We start from the raw sequence: 17,184 nt of genomic DNA, 5'->3' as shown, positions 1-17,184 counted from the left end.
CCGAGGCACTGACCTCGGCTTTTCTTTTGCTATTCTGCGCGATCTTTCAGCAATCGCAGGGCGTTGGTCACCACGATCAGCGTTGCCCCCACGTCCCCGAGGATCGCGGCCCAGAGGCTGGCGAAGCCCAGGGCGGTCAGGATCACCAGCAGGCCTTTCACGATAAACGCAAAAGCAATGTTCTGATGGATGATCTGAAGCGTCCGCTTTGAATGGTGGATGAGCCACGGCAGACGGGAAAGGTCATCTTTCATCAACGCGATGTCAGCCGTCTCAATCGCGGCATCTGAGCCAATCGCGCCCATTGCCACGCCGAAGCTCGCCCGGGCCATCGCAGGTGCATCGTTCACACCATCACCGATCATCGCCACAGTCTCATATTCATGAGAGAGCTGCTCAACAGCGGCTACCTTATCTTCCGGCAGCAACTCAGCGCGCACCTCGTCGATCCCAACAGAAGCCGCAACCCGCTCCGCCGTTGCCTTGTTATCACCCGTCAGCATCACCAGCTTCTCAACACCAGCCTTATGCAGCTGAGAAACCAACTCCTCTGCGGTGTCGCGAACGGTATCGGCCAGCGCAATCAGACCACAGACGTGAGCATCGGTGCCGACCGCAACCACCGTCTTGCCTTCAGCTTCCAGCTCACGAGCCTTGGCATCTGCTTCGCCAATGTCGAAGTCTTTTTCATTCAGGAACCGGCGAGACCCAAGCCAATAGCTCTTGCCATTACGCTGACCGGAAAGGCCACGCCCTGGCAACAGCTCAACATTCTCAGCGGCTGATACGCAACGCCACCTTCCTTCGCACGTGTCAGGATCGCTTCTGCCAGAGGGTGAGAACTGCGGGCTTCCAGAGAAGCTGCACGCACAAGAAGCTCTTCCACGCTATGGCCGGACAGCGGGTAAACATCCGTCACTGTTGGCAGGCCGTTGGTGATAGTGCCGGTCTTATCAAAAGCCAATGCCTTCAAACGAGCTGGCAGTTCAAGGAACACACCGCCTTTGATCAGTACGCCATTGCGAGCGGCAGAGGTCAAACCAGCAACAATGGAGACAGGCGTGGAGATCACCAGCGCACAGGGGCAGGCGATAACCAGCAGAACCAGAGCTCGATAGAACCAATCCATCCAGGCTGCCCCAAACAGCAGCGGCGGGATAACAGCCAGCAACACAGCCAGAACCATCACAGCTGGCGTGTAAACACGAGCGAACTTCTCAACCCACTGCTCAGCAGCGGCTCGACGCGCCTGTGCTTCGCTCACCATTCGGATGATACGGGCCAGCATGGTGTCATCAGCGCCCTTGGTCGCCTCTACCTCAAAGCTGCCTTCGCCATTGATGGTACCAGCATAAACGTCATCACCAGCCTCCTTCATCACGGGAACGCTTTCACCCGTAATCGGGGCTTGATCGACACTGCCGACACCTTTGCGCACCACGCCATCCAGCGGAATGCGATCACCGCCACGTACAACGAACACTGCACCCGGCTTCACGCTGTTGGCAGCAACTTCCTCTTCGCCGCCATCGGGCTTGAGCAAGCGCACGACAGTTGGTGCAATATCCATAAGCGCGGCCACAGCCTTGCGAGCGCGCCCAACACTCCAGCTTTCCAGATAAAGCGAGAGAGAAAACAGGAAGGCAACGGTCGCCCCTTCAAACCATTCACTAATGCCAATCGCGCCAGCAACGGCCACCAGCATCAGCAGGTTCATATCAGGTCGCAACGTCTTCAGGGCATACCAGCCCTTTGGAGCCACCAAACGCAGACCAGCAACAATGGCCAGCATGTACAGCACTTCAACCGGCCCGGAAGGAACGGAGTCAAAGACGCTGAACACATCTGTAGAGCTGGTGCTTGAGAAGAACAGAGTTGCCTGAACAATAATGGCAGCCGCCCAGAACAAGCCGCTGGCAATGGTAAAAGTGCCCAACCGCCGGTGCTGTTTAGCCCGCGCATCAGCCGCTTCCTGCTCAATGAACAGAGCAGCTTTCATCCCCGTGCTATCAACCGCCTTCATAATCTGCTCGTCTGTGACATCACGAGCAACGGGAGAAACAATCATCTTCCCGTTCAGCACATCAAACGCCAGATACTCGGGATCACCAACAACAGGGCCAACCACACGGCGAAGAATACCCATCTCCTCCGCACAGCACAGCCCTTCAACGCGGAACGAACGCGCACCTTTCCAGTTGGTTACATCGGGGATAGCAACTTCATTTTCGCTGGCACAGCCACATCCGGTATGAGCGTGAACATGCGTGTGCTTGTGCTCGTGGGCCGAACCACAGCACTCATCTGCAGAAGCTTCAGGCTTGGAAGAACAGCAAGAGCTCTCTTTCTCTTGCGCATCGCCTTGACCAGAACAACAGGAACTCTCTGCCTTTTGAGGCTGCTCAGCCTTATTGGAGCAGCAGCTTTTTGTAGCGTGATCCTGTGGCTCTTCTGGAGAGATATTTTGGCTTCGATCTTCCGCGTTGGACATGATCTGCTCCATGCAATTTTGTCATTGCAAGAGAAGATAAGACCTCTAGTCGCTGTAGCTTCAAGGGCAAAAATGCGATTTCTATGAATTTTCTTTTTGAAGACACGATCGGTTTTGATCAAGCCGAATAGCTAAGGCTTCAGATCTCATGGCTTTCCATGTTTTGTCTGAACGCTCTGCAGCATGCGTTCCAGCATCGGAAGCAGCATCTTCTGCTCTTCCTCAGTCAGGTCAGTCAGCAAAATCCCGTTCACATACCTATACATATCAATAAGGTGAGAAAGCCCCTGCCCTTTTTCCGTCAGGTGGATTTTCACTGAGCGCTTATCATCTTCAACTGCTGACCGTCGCACCAGTCCTTTGCTTTCCATCCGATCAAGCAAACGCGAAAGCGCAGCAGTTTTCTTGCCAGAGTAATCAGAAAGCTCCGAAACGCTCAGCCCGTCATGACGCCACAACGCAGAAAGCACCACCCATTGTGCCAGAGAAAGGTCATGGGGACGCAGATAGTCTTCAGCCAGGCTACAGGCCGCCTCAGACAAGGTGTTCAGCAGTCTACCCATAGACGGCAGGTATGAAATCGTCTCGGTCATCGAATTCCTGAAATTATTGCTTCTATTATATTATTGACATCTAATTTACATGTAAACTAAAATCAGATCATTCCTATCGCCAAAGGTAATTCTAATGTCTTCGCCACAAAAATATAGTCGCCCGACAATCATCCTGCACTGGCTGTTTGCCGCCACCATCATTGCTGTTTTCATTCTGGGCAAAGTCCTTGAAGGAACGGCTGTCTCACCTGAAAAACTCAACATCTTCATGGCTCATGCAGGCCTTGGAGCTCTCACAGGGCTGTTTCTGATCTATCGCATCGTGCTGCTCATCAAACACACACGACCAAAACCAGATCCGGATTGGGGTATTGTGATGATCAGCCTGTCAAAGCTGGTTCACCTGCTGCTCTACCTAGCCCCGTTGGCCCTCGTCATCTCAGGCATGGGCATGTCGCTGTTTGCTGGTCTGATGGAACTGGCAATCGCTGGTGACTGGCAGGCATGGCCGGAGAACATCACAATCCCACCAGCTGCACTTCATGGCTTCGCAGCACCTGTTCTGCTCGCCTCATTCGCATTGCACGTTATCGCAGCGCTCTATCATCAGTTTGTGCTGAAGGATAATCTGGTCGCCAGAATGAAGACGGCTTAAGCAGATCACTGCGTATCGCCGAAAAGTGGGAACCGGTTTTCGGATAAAGATACTCAAAGTTAAAGCCTAAAGCAGTCCATGTGTTTCAACGAAACCAAGGACTGCTTTACGGCATCTACAGCTTGTAGATGCCTTCCTTATCAGCGCAGGTTTCCAGCGCTTCAGCTGCAGTACGTCCATCCAGCAAAGGTGCTTCCGGCCAGATCTCAGTCAGCGGAATAAGCACGAACGCACGCTCGCCCATGCGTGGATGCGGAACCTGAAGTCCCTCTTCCTCAACGCTTGCGTGATCATAGATGAGCAGGTCGATATCGATCGTCCGCGGCCCCCAGCGCACATCACGCACACGGCCAAGCTGCTTTTCGACATCCAGCCCCGCATTCAGCAAGTCGCGCGGAGACAAAATCGTCTCCACCGTAATGCAACAGTTGCGGTAGTCATCCTGTGGCACTGGCCCCCACGGCGGTGTGCGATAGTCGGACGACTTCTTTAAAACAGATATTCCCTCGACAGCATTCAATGCGGCCACTGCACCGTCGATATTCGCTTTGGTATCGCCAAGATTTGAGCCCAAACCAAGTGCTGCAACAATCTTTTCTTGTGTCATTATTGGCTGCTGCCTAGTTCTTTCATTGCTTGGAAGATCCGCACAGCATCAGCATGCGGCTTCACATCGTGCACTCGCAGAATTTGCGCTCCGTTTTGTAGCGAAAGCGTGTGGACTGCAAGCGATCCAGCCATACGCTCTGGCGCTTCATTATTCAACACATATCCAATCATACGTTTGCGAGATGCCCCCGCAAGGATTGGCCGGTTAAACTTACGAAGCTCGGAAAGCCGGTTCAGGATCTGATAGTTCTGCTGAAGGGTTTTGCCAAAGCCAAAGCCCGGATCGAGGATCTGATGCTCTTCCGGAATGCCAGCATCAGAGGCCAGCTTGAGTGACTTTTCAAAGAAGCGCTCGATGTCAGCCATGATATCCAGCTGCTCATCAACCTCGGTGCGGTTATGCATCATGATGACAGGCACACCAGCATCAGCCACAACACCAGCCATGTCAGGGTCTTTCTGCAAACCCCAAACATCATTGACGATGTGCGCGCCAGCCTTGCAGGCGGCGGCGGCAACCTTGGCCTTATAGGTATCGATGGAAATCAGAACCGGTAGCTCTTTGATGAGATCCAGCACCGGCAGAACCCGCTCCAGCTCATCCAGCTCTTCAACCACTGTCGCACCGGGCCGCGTGCTTTCGCCGCCAACATCGATGATATCCGCCCCTTCGGCGATCATCTCAATCGCATGCGCAAGCGCAGCAGCGGGCGCATCAAACTGCCCACCATCAGAAAAGCTATCCGGGGTCACGTTCAAGATGCCCATGACAAGCGGCCGCTGAGAGCTTTCCAGCACTCGATGATCAAACTCTGCCATAAGGGTCCCTCCCACTTTCTGGTCCCTCATAGCCTCCCACTGCGCACGTTTCCAGCAAAAATCGAGAGATCCGAGAACAGTTCACCATCCTCAGACCAATCGTTAGCCAGCAAAAGCGAAGAGTGATCGTTACCCCACCACTCAGTTCAGTGCTTTTTACAGAACTTCACGCCCGTAATAAGTGATCACTGGCGCATCCTGCATGAAGGAGAGCAACTGGCTCATGACGCCGTTCTCCGAGATGAACTGAATGTAGGACTGGTGGTGCTCTTTAGACAGCCATTCTTCAAAGAGCATCAAATCCTGCTGCTCAGCATTATAAAAAACACCAACGCTCAGAGCACCGGCAAACCCGCGTACATTGGGAAGGTTGGCCTGCAGAAATTGCTGCAGCTCCGCATAGCGTGCCTCTTTAACCTTCATTTGCAATGTAACAGTGATAGACATGTTTTTCTCCTTTAAAAACAAGGAGAAATTATCCATTCATCTCATTCGCCTATACGCCCAAAACACCAAAAATGCCGTTTTCAGCTCACGAATTATTCGGCAAAACTATCTTGGTAGGAAAGCCGCGCCTGCTTCGGCGTCTCATCATATCGCCCTTTGAAGGCTTTGATAAAATGAGAAGTGTTGGCAAAGCAATCTGCATCGCGATCTCTGTCACGCTAAGCTTACTCTCAAAAACAAGCTCCCGTGCCTTCTCTAAACGAGTATCCAGCAGCCACTTGCTCGGCGTCACTCCGTTAAGCCGCTTGAAGTCCCGGTTAAAGCTGGAAACTGAACGTCCCGATAATCTGGCAAAGTCTTTCACTGAGAGATTGTAGGCGCTCCCGTTCCGCATCAGATGCTTGATGTTGCGACGTTTCCCGGCAGCGCTTGCCCCGATCAAAAAACTGAGCAAACGTTGCTCGTGCCCCAGCAAATCCACCAGATACAGCAGTTCAAGCAGCTTCATGCGCACCAGATCCGAAGGTGCCTTATTGAGATCCTTATAGATAGATTTCAGGCCCACCACATATTCGCTTATGGAAGCATTGGCCGCCACTTTAAACGGCTGATGTGCTGCTGCCTTATCACCTTCTGCGATGCGCTTGCGCCTCAAGAACTCTGCAATAACAGCAGTATCAAAGAAAAAGAGAACAGCTTCCAAAGGCCCATCTTCATTGGTGAAGTCTGAAATCATATGAAGATCGCGGCCCATAAAGAGCATCTCACCGTCATTCAGAACAAACTCTTCATGCTCAGCTGAAGAAAAACTCTCCCGCCCTGAGATCACGAAAGCTAGACAAGGTGTGCTCGTAAAGAACTCGATATCGCGCATGTCCTTGCGGATAAACTTATGAAAAACAGAGGCCTTCCCGCCTGACATGATCAAACGCGCATCAGCCATATCATGAAGCGATTCCGGAATGAGCAAAGTGTTGGCGGAGCAATATTCGGCGATCAGCTGGTTCATAATCATCTCATAAATTCTGCCCGTTAGGAACTGACAGGCTCTTCCACGCCTCGTTTCTTAACCGGCAAAATCAGCAAGAACAGCGCGATGAAGGCCATTCCCGGCATGACAACACCAAGCGCCGTCACAGGATCAGGCACCACAACAGCCGTGACAAGACTGCCAAAGAACCCACCCGCCATCTGAATGAAACCCATCAGAGCAGATGCAGCACCGGCAATCTCAGGAAACGGTTCCATCCCCCGCATGGAAAGCGCGGGCATCGCCATGGACGCCCCAAAAGCAAACACCCCAATCGGATCATGATGCTCAGGAAGCTCAAAAACTCAAGCTGAGTGACAACAAACAACGCCAGACCACCCAAACCGCAACAGATCAAAGCAGGCGCAAGCAGCACTTCTGTGCTGAACCGCCGAAGCAGCAGCCGCGTCACCACTCCACCCATAAAGAACGAGCCCGACTGCAGAACCATCCCCATGCCAAACTGCAAGGGCGTCAAGCCAATCCGCTCAATCAAAACAAACGGCAGCACCGTGGAGAGCGTATAGATCACCCCAATCGTGAACCCGAGGATCAGCGAGGGCTGCATAAACTCAAAAGAGCGCAGCAGCCTCCAATAAGACGCAAGGATCTGCTTCGGCCGAATAAGGCGGGCATCCCGATAGGCGTTCGTCTCCGGCAAAATAGTCAGCGTCAGCAACAGGATGAAACCGGCATACGCCACCATCAAAACAAAGATTGCCTGCCACCCAAACGCACTCAGCGTCAAAGCGCCGATGGTGGGCGAGATCGCTGGCCCGATGCCCAACATCACCGCCAGCAGGTTCATAATCCGCGCCCCTGCCTCGCCGGAGAACTGGTCCCGAACAATCGCCCGCGCCACAGCAATCCCGCTGGACGCGCCGATCCCCTGAATCAATCGCCCCAGCAACAGCATCTCAATATTAGGAGCCAACCAGGCAAGAAGACTGCCCAGCAGATAACAACTGAAGAACCCGAGAATGATAGGCCGACGTCCAAACGCATCCGAGAGCGGTCCGCAGAGCAGCTGAGCAAGCGTAAAGCCAGCGAAGTAAACCGTGAGCGTAAGCTTGGCGACGGCTTCCGTTGTTCCAAACACCTCGGCCAGCGTCGGCAAGGCAGGCGTATACAGCGCCATGGAAAGCGGACCGATTGTAACCAGCAATGCCCCGAAAACCGCAGTCCGTCCTGCAGAGAGCTGCAGCTCTGTGGGTGTACCCGTTGCCTTTTTCATTCCCAAACCCCAAGGCAAGGCACGTTGCTAACCCGAATGCGCTTCACCAGTTTTCTTGAAAATCACGTGTTGAGCGGCAACTCTAGGGAAATTGCTTAGAACGCACAATGAAAAACAGGTGCCCGATTATCCACCGGACACCTGTTCAAAATCAAAGAGCAGTGACGCTAGGCCTTAGCCCACAACGCGAAACTTCGCTGCTTCCTGCGTTGGAGAGCTGCCGAAGAAGCGCTTGAACTCGCGGCTGAACTGAGACGGGCTTGCATAACCAACCCGGTAAGCAGCCTGACTGGCGCTCATGTTCTGACTCAGCATCATGGAGCGTGCCTTATGCAGGCGGATCGACTTCACATACTGCAGCGGAGACAGGCCAGTTGCGCCCTTAAAGCCGGCATGGAAAGCAGAAATGCTCATGCATGCCATCTTCGCCATTTGGTCCACGCTCAGATTTGTTGAGAAATCCTCGTGCAAAACTTGAAGAACTCGCGCAATACCCTGGGACTTCTCACTGTTCTGGAAAAGCACGCGCAGGCTTGCACCGTACTCGGACTTGAGCACATGATACAGAAACTCTCGATAATATCCATCAGCGAGAATTTTCGTTTGTTCTTCGCTATTTAGCGTCTGCATCAGACGACATACGGAAAACAACGCTTCTTCAGAAAGGTGCGCTGGACGACCAAGCGTTTCGCCATACTCAAACTCGAGTGGCTCTTGCTCGATCAGCAGCATCAGTTCTGCCAATACGTTGATATCAATCGCTAAATTGACCGCGTAGAGAGGTTTCTCAGGCGAAGCTTCGACGATCTCGATCTCAAGTGGAATCGGAGACACAAGTGCCGCATAGCTCTGCTGGGAATAAAGGAAACTCTGGCTACCCAAATGGCCTCTGACCAGACCCTGAAAAACGATACGAATGCTTGGTGAATACATAACAGCGCGAGGCTTTGTCGCGGTTGTCATGCGAATCACTTCTACACATTCATGTCTGGTTGCACTCACGCCCTCGCTTGGGGCGAGAGGGGCAAACCATTCTTCTAACCACTGTTGGGTTGCAAATTGCATTGGTTTTCCAACAACTTTTGGGATTACGCGCACAGGGGGTATTCTATTGTCTTATAATCACCCACCACGAATAAGTTGGTGTAAATATTGGGGATTGCAATACCCAATATTGCGATATTGAATGGTATTAGATTGCCATATTCCTTTTTGTAGTCAAGCGACTGTCTACTGATGGTCCCGACCCATAATTTATTAGTTAGCCGAAGGTCTAAATTAAAGGAGCACTGCTTGCTTTTACCTGAACTGTCTAACCTTGAACAACAGAAACAGGAGCTTCAAGCAAGCTTTCGCGAACGTGGATACGCATTTCACCACCAAATTGACACGCCCGGACGGATCTGGAGAAATCTCTTTGCGGAGGCAGAAGAGATTTTCGTCGCCCTGACACCTGGCATGTCTATAGGGATCAATGGTCAGTTTATCAATTTAGAGCCCTTCGAAGAATTCTATATTCCTGCAGGCAAGAGCTTCGATATCGTAGGCCGTTGCCCGGATGAGTGCCAATGGATGCACGCGTATGACCTTGCTGAGATCGATGTGCGCTCAAGATTGGTGAGAAAATCCGGCCTGCTTTCTATCGACGATTACAACTTCCTCAATGAAGAGTAAGTGATCTGGCACACTTTTGCGCCGAAAGCCGCAATAAACCTCATTTTTTGATGCCTCAGTGAGAACTTGTCAGCTTATCGGAAGCTGAATTGCGTTCTTTTTCCGGCAAAATCTATCAAACCAGCCAATCTGACCTAGAAAAAAGCGTGCTCGACTAAATACTTAGCAGTTTTTTGGCGAGATGGTTTGAAATGACACAAAAATAGGATAGAAGAGCGCATCTTTCATTAGAGAAAAACCAGATTGAAGGAATGGCGTGGATCGGGCACCTCATGATCCTCCCACACGCCGCGACTTCCTATGGCCAGACGGAGCTCCATGAAACTTCGCAATATTGCGATCATCGCCCACGTTGACCACGGCAAGACAACCCTGATCGACGTCCTGTTGAAGCAGTCCGGCGTCTTCCGCGACAACCAGCGCACCGAAGAACGCATGATGGACTCCAACGATATCGAGCGTGAGCGCGGCATCACCATTCTGGCGAAGAACACTTCGCTTGTATGGAAAGACACCCGCATCAACATCGTTGACACCCCAGGCCACGCCGACTTCGGCGGTGAAGTTGAGCGTATCCTTCACATGGTTGATGGTGTTGTCCTGCTCGTTGACGCAGCTGAAGGCCCAATGCCGCAGACCAAGTTCGTGCTTGGTAAAGCGCTGAAGCTTGGCCTCAAACCAATCGTCGCGATCAACAAGATCGACAAGCCTGAGCAGCGTGCTGACGAAGTTCTGGACGAAGTGTTCGACCTCTTCGCATCTCTGGATGCAAACGAAGAGCAGCTCGACTTCCCAGTCGTCTACGGTTCTGCAAAGCAGGAATGGATGTCACTTGAACCAGCTGGTCCTCAAGACTCCATGGCTCCACTGTTCGACATGATCCTCGACAAAGTGTCCGAGCCACAGGCTGAAGAAGGTGAATTCCGCCTCCTGGCAACCACCATCGAATCCGATCCGTTCCTCGGTCGCATCCTCACAGGCCGCATCGCTTCCGGCGTTGCCAAGCCAAACATGGCTGTTAAAGCCCTGTCCCGTGATGGCAAGCTGATCGAAACCGGTCGTATCTCCAAGGTTCTCGCATTCCGTGGCCTTGAGCGTCAGGCAATTGACGAAGGTGAGGCAGGTGACATTGTTTCCGTAGCAGGCCTCACAAAGGCAACTGTTGCTGACACCATTGTTGACCCGCAGGTCACTGAGCCAATTCAGGCACAGCCAATCGATCCGCCAACCCTGTCCATGATGTTCCGTGTGAACGATGGTCCTCTGGCAGGCACCGAAGGCTCCAAGGTTCAGTCCCGCGTTATCCGCGAGCGCCTGCTGAAGGAAGCTGAAGGTAACGTTGCACTGCGCGTTGAAGAAACCGACGAACCAGATGCATTCATCGTTTCTGGCCGCGGCGAACTTCTGCTCGCAATCCTGATCGAAAACATGCGTCGTGAAGGCTTCGAGCTTTGCGTTGGTCGTCCACGCGTTGTTTATCAGGAAGACGAAGCAGGCAACCGCCTTGAGCCAATCGAAGAAGTTATCATCGACGTTGATGACGAGTTCTCCGGTGCTGTTGTTCAGAAGCTGACCGAGCGCAAAGCAGAACTGCTTGAAATGCGTCCGTCCGGCGGTGGTCGTACACGTCTCGTGTTCAACGCACCAACCCGTGGCCTCATCGGTTATCAGGCAGAACTGATGTCTGACACCCGTGGTTCAGCAATCTTCAACCGCGTGTTCCACGAATACGCACCGTACAAAGGTCAGATCCAGGGCCGCCACACCGGCGTTCTGCTGTCCAACGGTCAGGGCGAAGCAGTTGCATACGCGCTGTTCAACCTGGAAGATCGCGGTCCAATGATGATCGATCCGGGCACCAAGGTGTATCAGGGCATGATCGTGGGTGAGCACACCCGCGGCAACGACCTTGAAGTGAACGTTCTGAAGGGCAAGCAGCTCACCAACATCCGTTCTGCAGGTAAGGACGATGCGGTTAAGCTGACCACCCCAATGAAGCTGAGCCTTGAAGGCGCGCTCTCTTACATCTCAGAGGATGAACTGGTGGAAGTTACCCCAGAGTCCATCCGTCTGCGTAAAGCGCTGCTCTGCCCGCATGAGCGCAAACGCGCTGAGCGTGCTGCAAAAGCAAGCTAATCAGCTCGCATTTAGAATTTCAAAGGGAGGGCCTCGGCTCTCCCTTTTTTTGTTGCGCTTTAACAGCTCACTCAGCTGGCTCAACAGCTTTGGCAGCCGGATCATCCTCTCCGCTCGGAGACACGCTCTCCTGCGCCTTCAAACGCTCCTGCTTACGCTTCCAGTTCGCCTTCGCCTTCTTCGTGGTCATGCGAGACCCATCCGGCGTCCAGCCCGGCGTGCGGAACATATAGCCATACACATCTCTCAATGAGCGCGCGGTCTTCAGATCCTTCACCATCGCAATCCATTCATGGAATGCAACAATCAGCAGGTTGTTGGTTTCAAGGTTCTTGCCAATCCCATACCGCGGAGGATCTTCAGCGACTTCCGGGCTGAACGTGCCAAACATCCGGTCCCAGATGATCAACGTGCCTGCATAATTGGAATCCAGATACCGCGGGTTCGTCGCATGATGCACGCGGTGATGGCTCGGCGTGTTGAAGATCCATTCCAACGGCCCCATCCGATCCACCAGTTCCGTATGAATCCAGAACTGATAAAGCAGGTTCCACGCTGCAACGAAGAAGATCATTTCCGGCGGAAACCCAAACAGCGCAATCGGCAGGCCAAAGATGAAGGTAAGCGCAATGGTTCCCGTCCATGTCTGCCGTAAAGCAGTCGAGAGATTGTAACGCTGCGAAGAATGGTGGTTCACGTGGCTCGCCCAGAACCAGCGATACTCATGCCCAAACCGATGCTGCCAGTAGTAGGCGAGATCATAAAGCACAAAGCAGATCAGGATCGTCCACCAGTTGACCGGCACGTTTTCAATAAGGCGATGGCTGTAAACCCAGCTATGCGCCGCATAAGAAACAGCCGCCCCAAACACGATCTTTACGACAAGGCTCCCAATCCCCATCGCCAGACTGAAAAACGTGTCTTTGACGTCATACCCATCAATACCGCGCAGCTTCAAAGCCACGCCTTCGGCAATCATCAGAATAATAAAAAACGGCACCGCATACGAAATCGGATCAAAAAACTCCATTGAGATGGCCCTCCCCAACCAAACTCAATTGCCCGCAGCACTCCCAACACACACGAGCAACTTACCTTAACGGTAACATACTCCTGTATGTGTCATCAAACCCCGGCTAACGATCCCATAAAACGCCCGGAACACGCCCTTTGCAGCCCCTCTTCAAAAAACTTATTCCCCCTGGCAAAAACCTCCGTAAGCTTGTTCTCGTGCCCACGCATTCGGGCAGGAGCGGACCGTCCGCTCCGTGGCGTGGGCGGGGTTGGGCTACCGGTATGAGGTAACGTATCGTGTCGGGAGGTCCGGTGAAGCGCCATACCCTATTGAGACCACAGTGGTAGTAGGGAGCTTGGGGTCGTTCCGGAGGGCGTCCGGTGGTGACAGGAAACTGTCAAAGGCATGGAAGCGTATCTGTGATGCGCAAACGTGTCTGTCGTGTCTGTCCGAGAGGGAGCCCGCGTGTTCATGAGAAAAGGCCCGGGCGAGGCGAGCAGCCAATGCCGAAGAAACATATCTAACAAGTAGCGCAGGCAGAGCCTGTTCGCCTTGCTCCACCCGTGAAAAACGGGAACCTTCAGCACCAACACCGCATGGAAACCCACGCGGTGCTAAAACTACTTGGTGTCGCTTACTGGCTCTTCAGGATAGCTCTGGAAGCCATCTGCATTTTGCGTCACAGGCACAATCACCCCACAGGCAATCCGTCCACCTGCATCACCCGTTGGCTGACTGTGATAGTCATCAGGGTCCGCATGCACAATCAGCGCCCTGCCCGGTCCGCCAATCAGACTGTCCGGATCATCAGGTGCAAGGTCGAGCCTCTCCGTAAAGTACTCCACCACCAGCTTCCCGTTTTCCGGCACATGCAAGTTCGGCAAATCACCCGCATGCGGTCCACCAGCAACGCCGACGCCATGCTCATTCCCTTCTGGCGCGAAGTGTCCACCAGCGGCTGAGAAGGTTGGCTCACAAAGGCCGGTCTCATGCACATGAAAGCCATGCACCCCAGGAGGAAGCTCATTAAACGAAGCAGTGATATGAAGAATGCCGCTCGGTGTTTCATTCAAAACAACCCGGCCAACCTGCTTGCCATCCACGTCTTTCATAACAGCAACAGCAGTGGGACCAGCGGGAACCTGATCCTCTTTCGAAGCCATCGCAGCAAAACTTGCAACAGCAAAACCAGCAGCAACAACGGCTGCCAATCCATTCAGTTTCATCAGATGAAAACTCCTGAAAGCGCTCTATTCACGCTCAGAGTATTCAGCGCAGTGACCACCTCAAAATCACTCTTGAAACCTCGGTAAACCAACACCGCCTGCCTGATGAGAAGTTGATTGGTCTTGGTTACAACTCCAAAAGAAAACCCGGATCAAAAGCACTCTGACCCGGGTTGAATTCTCATAGATCTGGCAAAGCTTACTCTGCTGGCTCACCCTGTTCATTCTCACGGCCAAAGTTCGGAGCCGCAGATTCCTGACCTGCTTCAACCAGCTGATGGCGAATGCCTTTGGTGCGGGTGAACAGCTTGAACAGCGCATCCCCATCACTCCAGCGGATCGCACGCTGCAACGCAGACAAGTCCTCGGAGAAACGGGAAAGCATCTCCAGAATGGCCTCTTTGTTGTTCAGGCAAACATCACGCCACATGGTCGGGTCAGAAGACGCCAGACGGGTGAAGTCACGGAAACCAGAAGCGGAGTACTTGATCACCTCAGACTTAGTCACAGTCTCCAGATCATCAGCCGTTCCAACAATGTTGTAAGCGATGATGTGCGGAAGGTGAGACACAACAGCCAGCACCAGATCGTGATGCTCAGCATCCATGGTCTCGACCTGAGAGCCACACGCTTCCCAGAACGCAGTCAGGCGCTCTGTAGCACCCTGATCAGAGTTCGGCACAGGCGTCAGAATGCACCAGCGGTTCTCAAAGAGAGAGGCAAAGCCCGCATCAGGACCAGAATATTCGGTACCCGCAATCGGGTGGCCCGGAACAAAATGCACATTATCCGGCAGATGCGGCTGCATAGCAGAAATAACGGAGGCCTTAACAGAACCCACATCCGTCACGATCGCACCATCCGCCAGATGCGGCGCAATGGTTTTCGCAACAGCTCCACATGCACCAACTGGCACACAAACGATGACAAGGTCTGCCCCTTTTACGGCTTCTGCTGCGTCCAGATAATATCGGTCCCCAAGCTTCAACTCTTCCGCACGCTTCAGAGTAACTTCTGAGCGCGTGGATACAACAATTTCACCCGCCAGCTTTTCGCGGCGCATGACATGCGAAAGAGAGGAGCCGATCAGACCGATACCAATCAGTGCGATCCGGCCAAACAAGGGTTCAGACATGGAGACCTTCTATTAGAACTACTTCAGAAATTCAGTGAGAGCAGCAACAACATCCTTGTTCGCTTCCTCACTGCCGATTGACATGCGTAGCGCATTATCAAATCCATAGGCTTTCACCTGCCGCAACACACACCCGCGTTCCAGCAGGAAGGCATCAGCATCAACAGCCCGTTTGCCCTGTTCTTCAGGGAAATGGATCAAAATGAAATTGCCGACACTTGGCGTTACGTCAAGGCCTAGTTTGGTCAGTTCGTTAACTACCCACGGCAACCATTCGTTATTGTGGCTAACCGCCTGCTCAATGAAAGCCTGGTCCCGCACAGCAGCTGCACCAGCTGCAATCGCAGCAGCATTCATATTGAAAGGACCACGAATACGGTTCAGCGCATCAATAATGTGCTCAGGACCATACGCCCAGCCAACACGCAGCGCTGGCAAACCGTAAGCCTTGGAGAACGTCCGTGTCATCACCACGTTCTCGGAGTTCGCAACCAGCTCAATACCGGACTGGTAATCGTTACGACGAACATACTCAGCATACGCTGCATCAAGAACCAGAATGCAGTCCTTTGGCAGTCCGGCATGCAGGCGCTTCACTTCGTCAAACGGAATGTAAGTGCCAGTCGGGTTGTTCGGGTTCGCCACAAAGACCATTTTGGTCTTCTCAGTCACGCGCTCCAGAATAGCGTCCACATCAGTGGTCAGATCTTTTTCTGGCGCGATAACAGGCGTTGCACCCGCAGCGTGGATTGCAATCTTATAAACAAGGAAGCCATGCGTGGTATAAATAGCTTCATCACCTTCGCCCAGATAAGCATAGGCCAGCAAGCTCAGCACTTCATCAGAACCACAGCCGCAAATGATGTGATCTGGGTTCAGTCCATAGACCTCACCAATCGCAGTGCGCAGCTCACCGGCACTTCCGTCTGGATAAAACTGGAGCTCGGAGATGGTGCGATACGCTTCCAATGCTTTCGGGCTCGCACCTAAAGGAGATTCATTGGAGGAGAGCTTATGCAGTTTATGCCCACCGTTTGCCTTCGCCTTACCGGGTACATACGGATCAATCGCCAACACACCAGCACGAGGGACAGGGCGTACTACCTGCTCTTCCATCAACTCATTCCTTCATTCAAAAAACACGCAGTTTAACGGACTGCGTCTGCTTCACTATCAAATTCATCATCTAGGTCAAGCGGCGCGGGGTATCCACCGACATATCTAAGTTTATCCGGCGTCGCCTCAGCAGTTTCAAAGAAAGTCGCCAGCTCTTGCTCGGATATATTCCCCGGAACAGCTAATAGCGCATCTACGCCCTCAAAACTGCGATAAAAACTCAACACTTCTATACCTTTGTGCATCAATGAGCCCGGTATAGCCCCGGTCCAGCGCACATCGTAAACGCAGATATCCGGTTTCTCCGTCTCTGCGGTCTGCGCAGCAACAACAACAGCTGGCAAATCTGCCGGACGATCCTGAACCACCAAAAATGGGAGCCGTGCAATAATCGATGGACCGTTTGAACCATCCTCACGCAATCCCAGACCACGCCACCAAGGCGTTTCCGCACGCTCATCCAGCGCGATCACACCAAGATCGACCTGTGAATAATCAACCTCAGCAAGCACAGCAGAAGGGTCAATCTCGCGCCGCTGCTCAACCGCATATCCAAAATAGAACCGCGCCAGCTCACTCATAGCGACTCGATCTGCGCTTCCATCAAGATGAACACGATAAGTTGTCTGGGCTTTGGTCAGCGAAGAGATTATCTCACGCCAGATATGTTCCAATGACATAATTGGCAGAACACCCCGGTGGTTCTCAACCAGCCGCCGCATAATGTCTGCTTCACGAGACGGACGAAAAACAGCATGCATAGAACCTTGTTCAGCTTTTGCCGCAACAATATGCTCAATCAGATCCGCCCGTTCCATAAGCAGGGCATGGAGTTTGTCATCAACTTCATCCAGTTTATCGCGGACTTGAGACAAGCTCATTTTAGTATCCGTAACTGATGAAGACCCAGACATTGCACTAACCCACTCGAATTATTGAACAGAACCTATGTAAATTCATAGGAAACAACGCGGATGAAAGCAAAAGAAAACGTTGACACACTGCCAATAGACACCTAGCAAAAACTCTCTTGCAATCCCTTA

Annotated in this window: 18 protein-coding genes; 3 read left to right on the top strand and 15 right to left on the bottom strand. The window is 52.7% G+C overall.

Annotation, left to right across the window (positions count from 1 at the left end; all coding sequences use genetic code 11):
- Positions 1–29: 29 nt before the first annotated feature.
- The 3 genes from JCM12308_RS32505 to JCM12308_RS20215 form a co-directional block, all read right to left on the bottom strand.
- Positions 30–761: a heavy metal translocating P-type ATPase gene (locus tag JCM12308_RS32505; protein WP_208978802.1), complete on the bottom strand. Its 732-nt coding sequence runs from the start codon at positions 759–761 to the stop codon at positions 30–32.
- Positions 692–2,491: a heavy metal translocating P-type ATPase gene (locus tag JCM12308_RS32500; RefSeq protein WP_208978801.1), complete on the bottom strand. Its 1,800-nt coding sequence runs from the start codon at positions 2,489–2,491 to the stop codon at positions 692–694. The genes JCM12308_RS32505 and JCM12308_RS32500 overlap by 70 nt, the downstream gene beginning before the upstream one ends.
- A 146-nt stretch (positions 2,492–2,637) precedes the next feature.
- A complete protein-coding gene (locus JCM12308_RS20215) occupies positions 2,638–3,084 on the bottom strand; it encodes a MarR family winged helix-turn-helix transcriptional regulator (protein ID WP_054784885.1) in 447 nt (148 codons plus the stop codon).
- Positions 3,085–3,178: 94 nt separating this feature from the next.
- Between JCM12308_RS20215 and JCM12308_RS20210 the strand changes: the two genes are divergently transcribed.
- Complete coding sequence (locus JCM12308_RS20210; RefSeq protein ID WP_054784884.1) at positions 3,179–3,700, top strand: cytochrome b; 522 nt, start codon at positions 3,179–3,181, stop codon at positions 3,698–3,700.
- Between the two features lie 115 nt (positions 3,701–3,815).
- Here JCM12308_RS20210 and folK read toward each other — a convergent pair whose 3' ends face one another.
- The 7 genes from folK to JCM12308_RS20180 form a co-directional block, all read right to left on the bottom strand.
- A complete protein-coding gene (gene folK, locus JCM12308_RS20205; protein WP_054784883.1) occupies positions 3,816–4,307 on the bottom strand; it encodes a 2-amino-4-hydroxy-6-hydroxymethyldihydropteridine diphosphokinase in 492 nt (163 codons plus the stop codon).
- Positions 4,307–5,128 carry a dihydropteroate synthase gene (folP, locus tag JCM12308_RS20200; protein ID WP_054784882.1) on the bottom strand — a complete coding sequence of 274 codons (822 nt, stop codon included), beginning with the start codon at positions 5,126–5,128 and terminating at the stop codon, positions 4,307–4,309. The genes folK and folP overlap by 1 nt, the downstream gene beginning before the upstream one ends.
- Positions 5,129–5,284: 156 nt before the next feature.
- On the bottom strand, positions 5,285–5,575 hold the full coding sequence (locus tag JCM12308_RS20195) for a putative quinol monooxygenase (RefSeq protein ID WP_054784881.1): 291 nt from the start codon (positions 5,573–5,575) through the stop codon (positions 5,285–5,287).
- Between the two features lie 85 nt (positions 5,576–5,660).
- On the bottom strand, positions 5,661–6,584 hold the full coding sequence (locus JCM12308_RS20190) for a helix-turn-helix domain-containing protein (RefSeq protein WP_208978800.1): 924 nt from the start codon (positions 6,582–6,584) through the stop codon (positions 5,661–5,663).
- Between the two features lie 23 nt (positions 6,585–6,607).
- Entirely contained in the window at positions 6,608–6,823 is a 216-nt protein-coding gene (locus JCM12308_RS30605) for a hypothetical protein (protein ID WP_208978799.1), read from the bottom strand.
- On the bottom strand, positions 6,781–7,839 hold the full coding sequence (locus JCM12308_RS20185; protein ID WP_208978798.1) for a multidrug effflux MFS transporter: 1,059 nt from the start codon (positions 7,837–7,839) through the stop codon (positions 6,781–6,783). Before JCM12308_RS20185 ends, JCM12308_RS30605 begins: the two co-directional genes overlap by 43 nt.
- A 174-nt stretch (positions 7,840–8,013) precedes the next feature.
- On the bottom strand, positions 8,014–8,841 hold the full coding sequence (locus tag JCM12308_RS20180) for an AraC family transcriptional regulator (protein WP_268877690.1): 828 nt from the start codon (positions 8,839–8,841) through the stop codon (positions 8,014–8,016).
- Positions 8,842–9,132: 291 nt separating this feature from the next.
- Between JCM12308_RS20180 and JCM12308_RS20175 the strand changes: the two genes are divergently transcribed.
- Both JCM12308_RS20175 and typA read left to right on the top strand, forming a co-directional pair.
- Complete coding sequence (locus tag JCM12308_RS20175) at positions 9,133–9,513, top strand: hypothetical protein (protein ID WP_008550598.1); 381 nt, start codon at positions 9,133–9,135, stop codon at positions 9,511–9,513.
- Positions 9,514–9,831: 318 nt separating this feature from the next.
- Positions 9,832–11,649: a translational GTPase TypA gene (typA, locus tag JCM12308_RS20170; protein ID WP_008550498.1), complete on the top strand. Its 1,818-nt coding sequence runs from the start codon at positions 9,832–9,834 to the stop codon at positions 11,647–11,649.
- A 67-nt stretch (positions 11,650–11,716) separates the two neighbouring features.
- Here the strand turns inward: typA and JCM12308_RS20165 are convergent, their stop codons facing one another.
- From JCM12308_RS20165 to JCM12308_RS20145, 5 genes are all read right to left on the bottom strand, one after another.
- Entirely contained in the window at positions 11,717–12,679 is a 963-nt protein-coding gene (locus JCM12308_RS20165) for a sterol desaturase family protein (protein ID WP_054784880.1), read from the bottom strand.
- A 605-nt stretch (positions 12,680–13,284) separates the two neighbouring features.
- A complete protein-coding gene (locus tag JCM12308_RS20160) occupies positions 13,285–13,890 on the bottom strand; it encodes a superoxide dismutase family protein (RefSeq protein ID WP_054784879.1) in 606 nt (201 codons plus the stop codon).
- Between the two features lie 199 nt (positions 13,891–14,089).
- A complete protein-coding gene (locus JCM12308_RS20155) occupies positions 14,090–15,025 on the bottom strand; it encodes a prephenate/arogenate dehydrogenase family protein (protein WP_054784878.1) in 936 nt (311 codons plus the stop codon).
- An 18-nt stretch (positions 15,026–15,043) separates the two neighbouring features.
- Positions 15,044–16,141, bottom strand: coding sequence for a histidinol-phosphate transaminase (hisC, locus tag JCM12308_RS20150; protein WP_014283120.1), 1,098 nt, complete (start codon positions 16,139–16,141; stop codon positions 15,044–15,046).
- Positions 16,142–16,173: 32 nt separating this feature from the next.
- Positions 16,174–17,022 (bottom strand): chorismate mutase, encoded by an 849-nt coding sequence (locus JCM12308_RS20145; protein WP_054784877.1) that lies wholly within the window; start codon positions 17,020–17,022, stop codon positions 16,174–16,176.
- Positions 17,023–17,184: the final 162 nt, after the last annotated feature.

The organism is Pseudovibrio denitrificans JCM 12308 (assembly GCF_001310815.1).
Lineage (GTDB): Bacteria > Pseudomonadota > Alphaproteobacteria > Rhizobiales > Stappiaceae > Pseudovibrio > Pseudovibrio denitrificans.
The sequence above is the reverse complement of the archived record's forward strand: the minus strand, read 5'-3'. Positions and strand labels throughout refer to the sequence as shown.

Coding starts and splice junctions, on each gene's coding strand:
- JCM12308_RS32500 (WP_208978801.1), bottom strand. CDS start 2,491: ATGTCCAACGCGGAAGATCGAAGCCAAAATATCTCTCCAGAAGAGCCA.
- JCM12308_RS20215 (WP_054784885.1), bottom strand. CDS start 3,084: ATGACCGAGACGATTTCATACCTGCCGTCTATGGGTAGACTGCTGAAC.
- JCM12308_RS20210 (WP_054784884.1), top strand. CDS start 3,179: ATGTCTTCGCCACAAAAATATAGTCGCCCGACAATCATCCTGCACTGG.
- folK (WP_054784883.1), bottom strand. CDS start 4,307: ATGACACAAGAAAAGATTGTTGCAGCACTTGGTTTGGGCTCAAATCTT.
- folP (WP_054784882.1), bottom strand. CDS start 5,128: ATGGCAGAGTTTGATCATCGAGTGCTGGAAAGCTCTCAGCGGCCGCTT.
- JCM12308_RS20195 (WP_054784881.1), bottom strand. CDS start 5,575: ATGTCTATCACTGTTACATTGCAAATGAAGGTTAAAGAGGCACGCTAT.
- JCM12308_RS20190 (WP_208978800.1), bottom strand. CDS start 6,584: ATGAACCAGCTGATCGCCGAATATTGCTCCGCCAACACTTTGCTCATT.
- JCM12308_RS30605 (WP_208978799.1), bottom strand. CDS start 6,823: ATGGAACCGTTTCCTGAGATTGCCGGTGCTGCATCTGCTCTGATGGGT.
- JCM12308_RS20185 (WP_208978798.1), bottom strand. CDS start 7,839: ATGAAAAAGGCAACGGGTACACCCACAGAGCTGCAGCTCTCTGCAGGA.
- typA (WP_008550498.1), top strand. CDS start 9,832: ATGAAACTTCGCAATATTGCGATCATCGCCCACGTTGACCACGGCAAG.
- JCM12308_RS20165 (WP_054784880.1), bottom strand. CDS start 12,679: ATGGAGTTTTTTGATCCGATTTCGTATGCGGTGCCGTTTTTTATTATT.
- JCM12308_RS20160 (WP_054784879.1), bottom strand. CDS start 13,890: ATGAAACTGAATGGATTGGCAGCCGTTGTTGCTGCTGGTTTTGCTGTT.
- JCM12308_RS20155 (WP_054784878.1), bottom strand. CDS start 15,025: ATGTCTGAACCCTTGTTTGGCCGGATCGCACTGATTGGTATCGGTCTG.
- hisC (WP_014283120.1), bottom strand. CDS start 16,141: ATGGAAGAGCAGGTAGTACGCCCTGTCCCTCGTGCTGGTGTGTTGGCG.
- JCM12308_RS20145 (WP_054784877.1), bottom strand. CDS start 17,022: ATGAGCTTGTCTCAAGTCCGCGATAAACTGGATGAAGTTGATGACAAA.